The sequence below is a fragment of the Gottfriedia sp. OAE603 genome, from assembly GCF_040543965.1.
GTDB lineage: Bacteria > Bacillota > Bacilli > Bacillales > Bacillaceae_G > Gottfriedia > Gottfriedia solisilvae.
Map to the genome: position 1 here is coordinate 668,212 of NZ_JBEUNN010000001.1, position 13,918 is coordinate 682,129.

The window sequence follows — 13,918 nt, forward strand, 5'->3', positions numbered from 1 at the left end:
AATAATTGAATATGAAGAGAATTCGATTCATCAAGGGAACTTATTTAAAATACTATGGAGGAAATTTAGATGGAGCATTTAGAACACGCTTATAATTGGAGATATTATGCCGCAATCATCGTATTTTTAATTGCTTACGCATTTATTATTAGTGAAAAGATTAATCGAGCACTCATTGCACTATTGGGTGCGGGAATTATGGTGGCAATAGGTGTAGTTGATTTACATTCTGCATTAACAACACATATTGAATGGGAAACAATTACACTATTAATTGGGATGATGATCATCGTATACATAACAAGTACATCAGGATTTTTTGAATTTATTGCGATTAAAGCAGCAAAAATTTCAAAAGGACAACCTATCCGAATTCTGGTTACATTGTCATTATTAACGGCAATCGCTTCAGCTTTTTTAGATAATGTAACGACTATATTATTAATCGTTCCGATAACATTATCAATCACTAAAATTTTAAAAGTGGATCCGATTCCTTTTTTAATGCTAGAGGTTATTTATTCAAATATCGGAGGAACAGCAACTTTAATTGGGGATCCGCCGAATATTATGATTGGATCTGCTAATAAGCATTTAACTTTTAATGAATTTTTATTTAATTTAACACCTGTTATTGCAATCATTGTAGCTGTCATAACAGTTATTATTTATTTTATTTATAGAAAACGATTAGTAACAACGCCAACTGAAATTCAGAAGCTAATGTCAATTAATGAAGCAGATTATATAAAAAATCGTTTACTAATGTATAAATCACTTACTGTTCTTGGTTTTACTCTATTAGGATTTGTTTTACATTCGGTTCTACATTTAGATGCAGCACTTGTTGCAATGTTTGGAGCGACCATATTAATGGTAATCGGTGTAAAAGAGCATGATTTAGAAAAAGTATTTGCGAGTGTAGAGTGGGTAACAATCTTTTTCTTTGCTGGTCTTTTTGTTTTAGTAGGTGGATTAATTGATATCGGATTAATTGGATCGCTAGCAAAAAAAGTTTTGGAATTAACGAATGGTAATATGAATGTAGCTGCCCCGTTAATTTTATGGGTTTCAGGAATAGCATCTGCTACGATTGATAATATTCCTTTTGTTGCGACAATGATTCCGTTAATTCAGGATTTAGCTGTTGGAATGGGTTTTTCACCTGATTCATCTCAGGTTGAAGTATTATGGTGGTCGCTTGCTTTAGGGGCTTGTCTTGGTGGGAATGGTACTTTAATTGGAGCTTCTGCGAATGTAGTTGCAGCGGGGATTGCTACTCGAGAAGGATATAAGTTTGGATATTGGGATTTTTTAAAAATCGGTTTACCAATTACAATCTTATCACTAGTGATTTCACATATTTATATATTCCTTCGATATTTGGTTTAATAGAAAGATGATGAGCTTTAGCTTGTCATCTTTTTTAGTTTGTTTGGTAAAGAAGAGTGTTGAATTAAGACGTTAATTAGTTTATAAGAAATAAACTATATAAAAAAAATGCGGGGAACTAGCCCCCACAAATTAAGCAAATAAATCTCTTATTGAACAAGTTTTATACTTAGAAAAATTCAAACTGAAGCTGTTCTTTTTCGTTGTCTTTTTTCTTTTTTTGCGCTTTCGGCTTTTCGCTCGTAGTGTTAATCGGTTCTACATGTATACCCATTTTGGTTTTCTTTATTTCTAAAGAATGCTCTTCCTTACAGTTAGTACAAGTATAAACTGTATTAGGGATACGTGACTTTGCAAGTTCGTAACGGTCTTCTTTGGTCATCCCTGCTTCTTTTGAACATTTACCGCATAATTTCTCCATTTATATCACCTTCTATCATTATTATACATAACCTTTTTTAGTTGTGGTTAATGTTTTTCGCATTCGTCTTTTTAATGACAAAAGGAGATTTTGAAGGATCAATTAGTTTTTATTACAACAAGCATTCAAACAGAAAAGTTAGGACTTTACACTGCATTTACTTCAAATAAAGAAGTAGTACTTTTTTATATAGAAATTAGGATTTATCCTTTTAGAACATCATATATTTAGAAAAACGATGAATTCAAAGTATTGATGAAGGGAGTGGTAGAATATTATTAAAGATGACTTATCTAATATAGATTTTGTGATAAATGCAGGGGATATCCCATCAATTCAAGCTGGAACACTTTCTAAACGTCCAGTGAATCCGGAATGTGGGAGTCTATTTTTAGATACTAGAAATCGAGTTTTTTATCGATTTAATGGCATTCGCTGGGAATTATTAATTACAACTGTAAATCTTGGAACATACGGATATTCGGCTCCTCCAATTCCACTACAAACATCAAATTTATTATTTTTTACATACTCTGATGGTGAAAGATCAGTTTACACAAACAAAGATGGCTTAGTTGAATATGGAATTACAAACATCATGTCACCGAATGAGGTTTCATATATTAATTTATTTATTAATGGGGTTTTGCAACCTACTGTAAACTATAAAGTTGAAAAAGGTAAGCTAACATTACTGACAGAAGACATACCAATAAAGGGAGTTGTGATCATTCTTCAATTTATTTCAATTTATCAATTATAAATGCAAAGATAAAAAAGTTCCTTTGAGGAATCTTTCCGTTTGTATTCAGTATAAAAAACAAGAGATTCAGACTGAAAGTTTCATTATGTTGAAACTGTAATATCTGAAGTAGGTGCAAAGCTAACGATTTCTAATACGATTGGAGTGCCAGTCAAAATACTTCCCCCAACTGGAACTGCAATCTCTAGAGATCCAACACCTGTTGCTCCTGGAGTGTATGTTGAGATGCCATTCATTTGTAAAACACCGTTAATAAATACATTAAAGTAACTATTATTTGTAGGAAGTGTAGGAAGGGAAGTAACAGCTGCGCCAGTATCATCTAAGAAACTTGCAGCGTCTATATCTAAAGTAGCACCACCTGCTGTAGTTGAAGTAGTGATATAAAAGTATCTGGAAGAAGTCGGGTCAGTTTCAATTGTAGCAGTAGCATCAACAAGAATTTTCATTAATTGAAGTGCCATAGTATGTCTCCTTTCTTTGTAAGAAATTTACTCTGAATTATAATATTATGAACAATTCATATATTATGATTGGGGGACAAACTATATAGTAAAATCTTTTTTTTAAAGACAAAACATTTGTACAAATTGACAGTATGGAATGGATTTATTGAGAAAGAAGAAATCTTACTCTTACTTTTCTTTTAGGACCGTCGTCAAAGACGGTCATTTTTTATTGTTTTTTTACTTCATTGAGTGCCTCTGTATTTGATTTACTAGGAGCAAAATAACCTTCAGAATTTACCGCAGCAGGTTCTGGTTGACCATTATTTTGCTTTTTCTTTTTTACATGAGCATGTGGATTTTGATTGTGACCCATTTTTATCACCTCCACGAGTAGTATGTGCGATATTACGTATATATTTTCGAACAATTTCTTAACAATAAGTGGAAGGGATCAACTGAATAATTGTTGGTGTTATATTAGAAACTAAAAAGACAATTAAAATTGAAAGAAGAATCCCAAAAAATCTGGTTCGAATTTAAAAAGAATCCTCAACCCTAAAAAGGAGCTACTATAGTTCTCTAATTTCGATGTGCTAATACAAAATTTCTATACTCGTTAGGTGAACAGTTTTTAATTTGTCTAAAGATTTTATAGAAGTTTGATGGGCTTTGAAAACCTACTAGATAGCAAATTTCTAGATTCGATTGGTCAGTGTTTTTTAAAAGATAAGCTGCTTTATCTATTCTAATTTTTTCTAAATACGTGCGAGGAGTTTCTGTTGTTTCTTGTTTGAAAAGCCTTTCGAGATAGAAAGGGCTAATACCTACATGATCTGCAATATCTTGTAATATAATCTTTTTTTGATAATGGTTTACTAAGAAGGTAATTACATTTCTAATTAGGATCACTTGGGGTGAGTGATCGATTTCTGGCTGACATCTTTTACAAGCTCGAAAACCTGCTTTTTCAACTTCGTTTAAGTCATAAAAAAACTCTACATTTATTTTTTTAGGTTTCCTTGATCTACATGAAGGTCGACAATATATTTTCGTTGTTTTTACTGCAGTAAAAAATAAGCCATCATACTTGCGATCACATGCAATAATTTTCTCCCACATTTCTTCAAACGAAAGATTTATATTAGCCATCTATCAATCACCCTTTCATTTTTAAGCCTCATATAAAATCGATGTATCTTTACCTTCAATTAATTGTTCGACAGTCTTTTCCAAATATGAGATTATCATATCTGACAATGCGTTACCGAAACTAAAACGTTTCACACCAAGTTCTTTAAGCTTATTACAATTTGTTAATCCTGGTAAAGATAATATGTTAAGTGGTGCATCTACATGTAAGATGATTTCTTTTATTTCATGTTCATTTTTTAAACCAGGTACAAAAATTCCACTTGTGCCACTTTCGACATATGCCTTTGCACGATTCAGCGTATCAATCAGTGGATGTTCAAGTTGGAAATAAGTATCTATTCTTGCGTTAATATAAAAGTCTTGAAAACCATTATTATCTAAAGCAGTTCTAATCTCTGATATGAGTTTACTATGTTGTGAAATGCTCTTTAGCCCTTTATGACTTTTAAATGAATCTTCAATATTAATCCCAGCAACACCAACATCTGCAGTTCTTAAAACATTGTATACAATTGTTTTTATATCTTCACTATAGCCTGCTTCAATATCTGCTGAAACAGGAATGTTTACATTCTCTGCAATAGATTTGATGATTCGTAAATGGCGATCAAAATCAATTAATTCTCCGTCTGCAAGTCCGATTGAATTAGCAATACCCCAACTAGTTGTGCCAATAGCCTTAAATCCAACTTTTTCAAGTGTTAATGCTGACAGTAAATCCCATGCATTGCCTAAAAATAATAAATCATCTGATGTATTGAGCTCATTAAAAATTTGTATTTTATTCATGTTAGTTCCTCCTAAAATAAGTTATTTCCTATTTTAGCAATGAAGTATAGCTAAATTCGTCCTCATTCTTGCTCTTATAGTCAAAAATCAGCGGAATTTTTGCTAATAATTTTCAAAATGCAATCATTTAGTGCAAAAACAACTTAGTGACCTTCAAGAAATTTTCCACGTAGTTAATCGATTAGATAATACTGTAAATGGATTACAAGCAGTTATAGAGAAATTAACAAAGGGACAATAACTTAATTTATAGAATAGTAGAAGGAAAACCAAATTAAATTATGGTTTTCCTTTTTTAATACTAAAATATAGATAAGTAGAAGGAGTTAATAGGATGCCTTTCATAGAACATCAACAATTCATTAAAGCACCAATCGAGATATGTTTTGACCTTGCGAGGAATGTTACGATTCATACGTTGACAGCTACAAAAACAAAGGAAAGAGTTGTTGGTGGAGTAATGGAAGGTCTACTAGAGCTTGGTGACATTGTGATATGGGAAGCCTTTCACTTTGGTATTAAGCAAAGATTGACTGCTCAAGTCACATTAATGGAAAGACCATATAAATTTCAGGATGTAATGGTAGAGGGGACATTCCACTCGTTCACTCATACTCATGAGTTCAAAGAAGTTAAAGGGGGTACTTTAATGCATGACCATTTTGAATATAAATCTCCTCTCGGCTACCTTGGTGTATTAGCTGATCTATTATTTTTAAAGAAATATATGAAATCGTTTATTACAACTCGAGCAAATGAGCTGAAAAAAATTGCTGAGATAATGGTTTGAATAAATTAATTTACAATTCTGTTGTAGGATTGACAATTCAGTTTGTTAAATGAAGAGAAACGGATGATATTTGTTTGATTTTGTCGAAGTGTTTCATCTTGAAAATTACGTTTACGTAAACTTTATAATAAAAGTATGAACTAGAAAGGGGAGGGGATTTTTGGCGTTTTATACAATACGTGAATTATCAAAAGAGTTTGAAATGACCCCTAGAACGCTGAGATACTATGAAGAAATTGGCTTACTCCAACCTACTTATTCCGAAAGTGGAAGAAGAAAATACAGTCAAAAAGACCGAACACGTCTCTATTTAATTCAAAGAGGGAAACATTTGGGCTTCAATTTACAGGAAATAAAAGAAATGATTAATTTATTCACGATTGATCGTACTGGAGAAAAGCAGTTGAAAAAAACAATTGAATATGGCATCCAGAAAATTGAAGAACTAGAACAAAAAATAAAGGAGCTAACACTATTAAAAAAAGAGATAGTGAAAATGAAAAGTAAGTTTGAACGAACATTATCTGAGATGGAGGTGTAGAAATGAACTTTTATGAAGAAGATCTTCATTTACATGAGCTATTAAAAAAACATTTAGATAAAGAGTTTTTTAACTGGGCAAATAATGAATTGTTTGAATTCGGGAGACTATGTGCAAATGAATTTGATAAACGAGCAATTCACACAGACCGCGAAGGGCAGCCGCGTTTGATTAAATATGATGCATACGGAAATGATATTTCTCATGTGTGGGTAAATGAAGGTTATAAACAAACAGTTAAAGATACTTATTATAAAGGAATTGTAGGTTATCTTCACAAACCAATACCTGAATTAGGGATAAAAGGAAATTATATTTACTCATTTTCACAAGGTTACTTATTATCGCAAACTGAAGCAGGTTTCTATTGCCCTGTGACATTATCAATGGCTGCAGCATTTTTAGTAGAACGATATGCAGATGAAGCCTTGAAGGAAAAATACTTACCACATTTACTATCTACTGGCGAGACGGAATTATACGAGGGAGCAACTTTTTTAACCGAGCGACAGGGGGGTTCTGATGTAGGTGCAAACGTTGTAAAGGCGATAAAGGAAGATGAACATTATCGAATTTACGGAGAAAAATATTTTGCTAGTAATGCAGGGCAATGTGGAGTAACAACGATCCTTGCGAGAATTGAAGGTGCACCTTCTGGGAGTAAAGGTTTAAGTTTATTTTTAGTACCTTGGAAAAACGAGGATGGCACAAATAATGGATTAACCATTCGTCGTTTAAAAGATAAATTAGGTGTGAGAGCTGTACCTTCTGGTGAGGTAGAATTTGATGGGGCGAAAGCCTTTTTAATTGGGGATGCAAGTAGGGGCTTTTATTATATGATGGAAGCATTAAATTTATCTAGAATCTGCAATGCTGTAGCATCCGTTGGCATCATGAGAAGAGCTTATACTGAAGCAAAACAATATGCAGAAAATAGACCTGCGTTTGGACAGGTGTTAACAAATTATCCAATGATTCAAGAAACCTTATCGAAGCTTGCAACGATCCAAGAAGTACAAACAAGTGCAGTTTTTGATTTAATTGCTTTATACGATCGTGTCATTGGTAAAGAAAATGGAACAAATGAAGAACAAGCCCTAGTTCGTTTGCTAATTGCAATTTTAAAAATGCGTACAGCTGAAGAAGCAATTCATTTTTCTCATGAAGCAATTGAAATGCACGGAGGAAATGGATACATTGAAGACTTTGTTACACCACGTTTATTAAGAGATGCTCAAGTATTGACCGTTTGGGAAGGCTCTGCCAATATTTTAGGCTTAGAGGTTCTTCGATTACTTAAGAAAAACGTTTTTCCAATCTTTATATCATTTATTGAATCAAAATTAGTAGACACATCGGAATCTTTAGCAGATGAAAAAGAGTTAGTCATTCAGAAACTAAATGACTTAAAAGAAGTAGTAAATTATGCTTTAACAATAGATCTGAATACGCAAACTTTTTATGCCAAAAAAATTGCGAACAAAATGGCTGATTTACTAGAATCAGCGATCGCAATTGAGGATGCAAATAGAAATACTCGTAAAGTGTATATTGCAAAGGTGATTGTTCAAGAACGTTATCAAAGAGATGAATTGATCAGAGAGCCGTTTACTTTAAAATATTATAATGAAATCGTAAATAACAAAATGACTATTAAGAAATAAGTATTTGAAAGGATACGAAAACAGGAAACCCATCTAGTGGTCTCCTGTTTTTTTTCGTTGCATAGAAAAGGTCTTGTAAAAGAGTTGTAATATGAATGTTGTCTAATTGGCATGGCAACGTTACATTCCTGAGTTAACATGTATAAGTATATGTCAAGACTTAGGGAGAAGAAGATGAAACGAATTGTGAATAAGTTTGCACTAGTAGCAATTGCAAGTAGTTTGTCATTTGCTTTACTGCCTAATGGTGCATTTGCTTCAAGTAATAAAAGTACAGAGGTTAATAGAATTCAAGATAAAAGGATAAAAGTTCAAGAACAAACTCAAAAAGTGAAAAATGAGATTGAACAATTAAGGAATAAACAAGAAGTTTTAGTAAACTCTTTAGATTCTATCAATACTTCCATTGAACATGCCAAAGAAGTGATGAGAGAAAAAGAAATAGAATTAGTAAAAGGTAAAAAAGAAATTGCGATTATGCAAGATGAAATCATGAATCTTCAAAATCGTTTAGATCAACGTCATGTCATTATAGATAATCGGTTGAGAACACTTCAAAAATCGGGTGGAAATAAGAAGTACTTTGATATCTTATTTGGTGCATCTAATATTGGAGAGTTATTTCAAGGTATCAATACAATAGCGAAATTTATGGATTCAGATCAAGATATTTTAGTTGACCAACAAAATGATTTGAAAAAAGTTGAACAAAAAGAAAAAGATTTATATATTTCGCAAACAAAATTAGAGAACGATAAAGAAATGCTTCAAAATCTAAATCGTACTCTTGTGAATCAAGAAATTCAAATGAAGGCTATACTAGAAAAACTGAAATCTGAAATTCATGAAAAAGAACATGATGTACTAAGTTTAGAAGAACAGGAAGAACTTTTAGCAGAACAAGAAAAAGCAATAAAATCTGCTTCAAAAAATTCTCATTCAAGTGGTGAATTTATGCGACCTGCAGATGGTTATGTATCTTCTGGTTTTGGATACCGTTCATTTGATAACGAAGAACACTCAGGAGTCGATATTGTCAAAAAAGGCAATGTGCCAATCGTCTCAGTAGCAGATGGAGTGGTGATACGTGCATACAAATCATCTAGTTATGGAAATGTTGTATTTATTACGCATAATATTGATGGAAAAGTATTTACTTCTGTATATGCCCACATGAGTAGTTTTAAAGTGTCATCTGGTCAAAGTATTTCTAAAGGCCAAGCAATTGGAACAATGGGAAACACAGGTAAATCATTTGGTCAGCATCTACACTTTGAATTACATGAAGGACAATGGAATCAAGCGAAATCAAATGCAGTAGATCCAGCAAAATACATTCATTTTTAAAGCAATCAATTAATTTCAATATTTATATAAATTCTTTGATGAAAAAAGGCATCCAGTATGGATGCTTTTTTTCATTTATTGAGAGTGTGGATTATGAATATCACTTGAAATGAAATTACTTTCATCATGTGAAAAGGAATAGTAAACAGTAAAAATAATCAACAGGCTAGAAATAAAAATAGCTGGAAAGAATGAGGATAAAAGCTTTGGAAATTGATCGCTTAAGAACATGATTGAACAAAAAATAGAAGTACATGTGACAAGTAATAAACAAATTAACAATAGTGTTTTTGCTTCTGTTATTGAAAGCATAGAGACCATCATACTCCCCATCATACCCGACATCATCCCTGTAAATATTCCTTCTAACAATGCAAGAAAGTTAAGTCGCAGTCCAATAAATAAACCAATTGATGCTGAAAGCCCCATTGAAAGTAAAAGTGAATAGAAAAATTGTTGAGGCATCGTGAGAGTAATCAATACACCAATGGATAACCCAATTGTCATACTAATCATCATTGTAAACATCATTTGATTCATTCGATCATCCTTAGTTGGACGATTATAAATAGATAGAAAGGATATGAGAACTGATACGCATATGCAGATCCAACCCGTCAACATATTTAACACCACCTAATTAGTCTCTTTGTATCATCATATGGACAACTAAAAATAAATAGAATAAAAAATTGACACCTATACCCCCTATGAGTATATAATATGAGTGAGGTGATAAAATGGAAAATTGTCATGACGATTCTATGGTACCTAGAAGTGAAGAGGAAATTGAAAATTTAATGAAACGTCTTCGCAGAATCGAAGGTCAAGTACGAGGTATTCAAAAAATGGTCGAGGAAGACCGTTATTGTATAGATATATTAACTCAAATAATGGCGATCGAAGCTGCAATGAAAAAAGTAAGCTTTTCATTAATTGAGAGACATGCTAATCATTGTATGGTAAAAGCAGTGAAAGAAAACAATGGAGAAGCATCCGTAACTGAATTAATGGAGGTTATTAAACGCTACGTAAAATAAAGGGGTCTGATATATATGAGTGAAGCAAGGCAGTTAACACTCGGTATTGAAGGAATGACCTGTGCTGCATGTGCAACCCGAATCGAAAAAAGTTTAAACCGAATGGATGGCGTTGAAGCAAACGTAAATCTTGCTTTAGAAAAAGCGACTATTATGTACGATCAGAAGTATCAAACTACGGATATAATAGATAAAATTCATAACATCGGCTACGAGGTTGCTCTTGAACATGCAACACTTGATATTGAAGGTATGACATGCGCTGCATGTTCTGCACGAATTGAAAAGGTAATCGGAAAAATGGAAGGTATTACAAAAATTAACGTAAACTTAGCGATGAATACTGCGACCATTGACTATTTACCCGAAGTTCGTTCACTTCAATCAATTATAGATAAAATCCATCACATTGGTTATAGTGCCACTGTAAAAAATGAGGATGTAAATAAAGGAAATCATGCAACGAAAAAAAAATTATTACAATTAATGTTTTCAATTATTCTATCGCTACCTTTGTTGTACTCAATGGTTACACATTTACCAATTTCAACTAATATTTGGATGCCACATTTATTAATGAATCCTTGGTTTCAATTGATACTTGCAACTCCAGTTCAGTTTATCATTGGTTGGCATTTCTACGAAGGAGCATATCGGGCTTTACGGAATAAAAGTGCGAATATGGATGTGCTTGTTGTACTTGGTACTTCTGCTGCTTATTTTTATAGTTTAGTGGAGACACTTAAGACATTATCAGATTCTTCGTATATGCCTCATCTTTATTTCGAAACAAGTGCGGTACTGATCACACTAGTTTTGCTCGGTAAATATTTTGAGCATATTGCGAAGGGGAGAACAACTGAGGCCATTTCGAAATTATTGGAGTTACAAGCCAAGGAAGCCACTATTTTAAAAGATGGTGAAGAAGTAAAAGTATCATTTGAAGATGTCAAAGTTGGAGATCATCTTCTTGTGAAACCAGGAGAAAAGATACCCGTAGATGGTATGATTCTTTCTGGAATGTCTACAATAGACGAATCGATGATTACCGGGGAATCCCTGCCGGTTGATAAAAAGAAAGGCGATAAAGTAGTTGGTGCAACTGTAAATGGAAATGGTTTCTTGACGATAGAAGCTGAGAAGGTTGGGAAAGATACTGCATTAGCAAATATCGTGAGGATCGTTGAAGAGGCTCAAGGTTCAAAAGCGCCAATTCAACGACTAGCAGACCAGATTTCAAATATATTTGTTCCAATTGTCATAATCATTGCGACCGTAACGTTTCTGATTTGGTTTTTCATGATTGATCCTCAAAATTTACCGAAAGCAATTGAAGCTTCAATTGCAGTTTTAGTGATAGCTTGCCCTTGTGCACTTGGGTTAGCAACACCTACTTCTATTATGGTAGGAAGTGGAAAAGGTGCGGAACACGGTATTTTATATAAAGGTGGAGAATATTTAGAAACCACTCAAAAAATAGGTGCAGTCATTCTTGATAAAACTGGTACGGTTACAAAAGGGAAACCAGAAGTAACGGATGTGATCAGTCTTCATCAACGAGATGATTTGTTGAGTCTGGTTGCGAGTGTGGAAAAAATGTCAGAGCATCCATTGGCTCAAGCAATCGTTGATTATGCTAAGCAACAAGATTTGAAATTAAAAGAAGTTAAAGATTTCGTTGCAATTCCAGGGTACGGTGTAGAGGCAATAGTAGAAGATTCCTCAATTGCTATTGGTACACGTAAATTAATGCAGGAAAAGAATATAATTACATCTTCCATTGAAGAACAGCTAATTCAATTCGAAGCCTCGGGTAAGACTAGTATGATTGTTGCAATTAACGGTGAACTTGAAGGAATTGTTGCAGTTGCAGATACAATTAAGGATTCTTCAAAAGTGGCCATTCAATCATTAAAGAGTCAAAACATTGAAGTGTATATGGTAACCGGTGATAACGCTCGAACTGCAAAAGCAATTGCAGATACTGTTGGAATCGAGAACGTTTATGCAGAAGTGTTACCAGAAAAGAAAGCAGAAATAGTAGAGACACTTCAAAAACAAGGTAAAGTCGTTGCAATGGTTGGAGATGGAATTAATGATGCTCCTGCACTTGCGAAAGCTGATATAGGAATGGCAATTGGAACTGGTGCAGATGTTGCCATTGAAACAGCGGATGTCACACTTGTTGGTGGAGATCTATCTCATATTCCTAAGGCGATTTCACTAAGTAAGAAAACAATGCATAATATACGACAAAACTTATTCTGGGCTCTATTTTATAATAGCTTGGGTATACCAATTGCAGCTATGGGATTACTTGAACCATGGGTAGCAGGTGCTGCAATGGCATTTAGCTCAGTATCAGTTGTCATAAATTCACTACGATTAAAAAGGGTAAAAATTTAAGGAGGAAATATCAAATGGAAACAATTTTAAAAGTAAATGGAATGACTTGTGGACACTGTAAGGCTGCGGTTACTAAGGCTGTAGAAAGTGTATCAGACACAAACAATATAATTGTTAGTTTAGAAAATAAAGAAGTATCATTCAAACATGTAGATACAGAAACAGTAGAAAAAGTGAAAGAAGCAATTGAAGATCAAGGATACGATATCATATAAAAAAACAAAGGCGGACTAAGGTTCGCTTTTTGTTTGGCTGTAATTAGAAGAGAATGATGTTAATAGAGAATATACTTATAGGGAGAGTATTTCAATGAAAAAATTAATGTTAATACTTAGTACAATCACATTGATCGGTTTAAGCGGATGCGGAACCAATGGACATCATACGGAATCGAATCATCATGGAATGAATCATGAAAAGAAAGAAAAAGAAAAAGAAAAGCAGACTAAAGTAAGTTTTACATTCAATCAAAATCCAAAAAGTGGAGAGAATTCAGAACTAGCTATTAAAGTTAAAGATTCAGAAGGTAAAACAATCAAGGATTTTGAAGTCGAACATGAAAAGTTAATGCATTTAATCGTTGTAAGTAAGGATTTATCTTATTTTGACCATATCCACCCAGAGTATAAAGGAGATGGATTATTTACTATTACACCAAACTTTCCATCAGGTGGAAAATATACATTATATGCAGATTTTGTGCCTAAAGACTCTGCTAAAACAGTCAAAACAAAAACGATTCAAGTATTAGGTAGTGAACGAAATCCGGTGGTTCTAAAGGAAGACCAGCACCAAACAAAAGTAGTTGCTGGCAAAGAAATCTCATTTAAAACAGATGAGTTAACGACAAATAAAGATATCACTTTATCCTTTACTATTAAGGATGAAAAATCAAAAAAACCGATTAGAAATTTACAACCTTACTTAGGTGCAATTGGACATGTGGTTGCTATTAGTGAAGATACAAAAAACTACTTACATGTTCATCCAATGAATGAGGATTCAACAGGACCAGAAGCAAAATTTATGACAAGTTTCCCAAAAAGCGGCATGTATAAAATATGGGGGCAATTCCAACAAAACGGACAAAAGTTTACAGTCGATTTTACTGTAAAAGTAAAATAAATTCTTAGAAGAAGCTATCATATTAGCTTCTTCTTTTTA

General features: G+C 33.2%; 16 protein-coding genes. 10 read left to right on the forward strand and 6 right to left on the reverse strand.

The genetic code is table 11. From position 1 onward, the window contains the following. The first annotated feature begins 69 nt into the window (after window positions 1-69). The gene (locus ABID96_RS03350) at window positions 70-1,392 is read left to right on the forward strand and encodes an ArsB/NhaD family transporter (RefSeq protein ID WP_192600815.1); all 1,323 of its coding nucleotides are present in this window, start codon (window positions 70-72) and stop codon (window positions 1,390-1,392) included. Window positions 1,393-1,561: 169 nt separating this feature from the next. Here ABID96_RS03350 and ABID96_RS03355 read toward each other — a convergent pair whose 3' ends face one another. Then, window positions 1,562-1,813, reverse strand: a complete 252-nt coding sequence (locus ABID96_RS03355) for a hypothetical protein (RefSeq protein WP_192600816.1) — start codon at window positions 1,811-1,813, stop codon at window positions 1,562-1,564. A gap of 307 nt (window positions 1,814-2,120) precedes the next feature. Between ABID96_RS03355 and ABID96_RS03360 the strand changes: the two genes are divergently transcribed. After that, entirely contained in the window at window positions 2,121-2,576 is a 456-nt protein-coding gene (locus tag ABID96_RS03360) for a DUF4183 domain-containing protein (protein WP_377896627.1), read from the forward strand. An 83-nt stretch (window positions 2,577-2,659) separates the two neighbouring features. Here ABID96_RS03360 and ABID96_RS03365 read toward each other — a convergent pair whose 3' ends face one another. The 4 genes from ABID96_RS03365 to ABID96_RS03380 form a co-directional block, all read right to left on the reverse strand. Continuing rightward, complete coding sequence (locus tag ABID96_RS03365) at window positions 2,660-3,040, reverse strand: DUF4183 domain-containing protein (RefSeq protein ID WP_087999628.1); 381 nt, start codon at window positions 3,038-3,040, stop codon at window positions 2,660-2,662. Window positions 3,041-3,251: 211 nt separating this feature from the next. Then, entirely contained in the window at window positions 3,252-3,398 is a 147-nt protein-coding gene (locus tag ABID96_RS03370) for a hypothetical protein (RefSeq protein ID WP_158093232.1), read from the reverse strand. A gap of 206 nt (window positions 3,399-3,604) precedes the next feature. Continuing rightward, window positions 3,605-4,174 (reverse strand): bifunctional transcriptional activator/DNA repair enzyme AdaA, encoded by a 570-nt coding sequence (locus tag ABID96_RS03375; RefSeq protein WP_192600817.1) that lies wholly within the window; start codon window positions 4,172-4,174, stop codon window positions 3,605-3,607. Between the two features lie 21 nt (window positions 4,175-4,195). Beyond that, window positions 4,196-4,966 carry an isocitrate lyase/PEP mutase family protein gene (locus ABID96_RS03380; protein WP_192600818.1) on the reverse strand — a complete coding sequence of 257 codons (771 nt, stop codon included), beginning with the start codon at window positions 4,964-4,966 and terminating at the stop codon, window positions 4,196-4,198. 334 nt (window positions 4,967-5,300) lie between these two features. On the opposite strand from ABID96_RS03380, the gene ABID96_RS03385 reads away from it, so the two are divergent. The 4 genes from ABID96_RS03385 to ABID96_RS03400 all read left to right on the forward strand — a co-directional run bounded on the left by ABID96_RS03385 (window position 5,301) and on the right by ABID96_RS03400 (window position 9,308). Further along, window positions 5,301-5,756: an SRPBCC family protein gene (locus tag ABID96_RS03385; protein ID WP_192600819.1), complete on the forward strand. Its 456-nt coding sequence runs from the start codon at window positions 5,301-5,303 to the stop codon at window positions 5,754-5,756. A gap of 160 nt (window positions 5,757-5,916) precedes the next feature. After that, complete coding sequence (locus ABID96_RS03390) at window positions 5,917-6,297, forward strand: MerR family transcriptional regulator (RefSeq protein WP_192600820.1); 381 nt, start codon at window positions 5,917-5,919, stop codon at window positions 6,295-6,297. A 2-nt stretch (window positions 6,298-6,299) separates the two neighbouring features. Then, window positions 6,300-7,961 (forward strand): acyl-CoA dehydrogenase family protein, encoded by a 1,662-nt coding sequence (locus tag ABID96_RS03395; RefSeq protein ID WP_192600821.1) that lies wholly within the window; start codon window positions 6,300-6,302, stop codon window positions 7,959-7,961. Between the two features lie 174 nt (window positions 7,962-8,135). Then, window positions 8,136-9,308 (forward strand): murein hydrolase activator EnvC family protein, encoded by a 1,173-nt coding sequence (locus tag ABID96_RS03400; RefSeq protein ID WP_377896629.1) that lies wholly within the window; start codon window positions 8,136-8,138, stop codon window positions 9,306-9,308. A 75-nt stretch (window positions 9,309-9,383) separates the two neighbouring features. On the opposite strand, the gene ABID96_RS03405 is transcribed toward ABID96_RS03400, so the two are convergent. Continuing rightward, a complete protein-coding gene (locus ABID96_RS03405) occupies window positions 9,384-9,932 on the reverse strand; it encodes a hypothetical protein (protein ID WP_192600823.1) in 549 nt (182 codons plus the stop codon). Between the two features lie 116 nt (window positions 9,933-10,048). On the opposite strand from ABID96_RS03405, the gene ABID96_RS03410 reads away from it, so the two are divergent. The 4 genes from ABID96_RS03410 (at window position 10,049) to ABID96_RS03425 (ending at window position 13,879) form a co-directional block, all read left to right on the forward strand. Further along, window positions 10,049-10,348: a metal-sensing transcriptional repressor gene (locus ABID96_RS03410; protein ID WP_087999636.1), complete on the forward strand. Its 300-nt coding sequence runs from the start codon at window positions 10,049-10,051 to the stop codon at window positions 10,346-10,348. 15 nt (window positions 10,349-10,363) lie between these two features. Further along, complete coding sequence (locus ABID96_RS03415) at window positions 10,364-12,754, forward strand: heavy metal translocating P-type ATPase (RefSeq protein ID WP_192600824.1); 2,391 nt, start codon at window positions 10,364-10,366, stop codon at window positions 12,752-12,754. A gap of 14 nt (window positions 12,755-12,768) precedes the next feature. Then, the gene (locus ABID96_RS03420; protein WP_192600825.1) at window positions 12,769-12,969 is read left to right on the forward strand and encodes a cation transporter; all 201 of its coding nucleotides are present in this window, start codon (window positions 12,769-12,771) and stop codon (window positions 12,967-12,969) included. A gap of 94 nt (window positions 12,970-13,063) precedes the next feature. Further along, window positions 13,064-13,879, forward strand: a complete 816-nt coding sequence (locus ABID96_RS03425; RefSeq protein ID WP_192600826.1) for a hypothetical protein — start codon at window positions 13,064-13,066, stop codon at window positions 13,877-13,879. Window positions 13,880-13,918 lie beyond the last annotated feature (39 nt).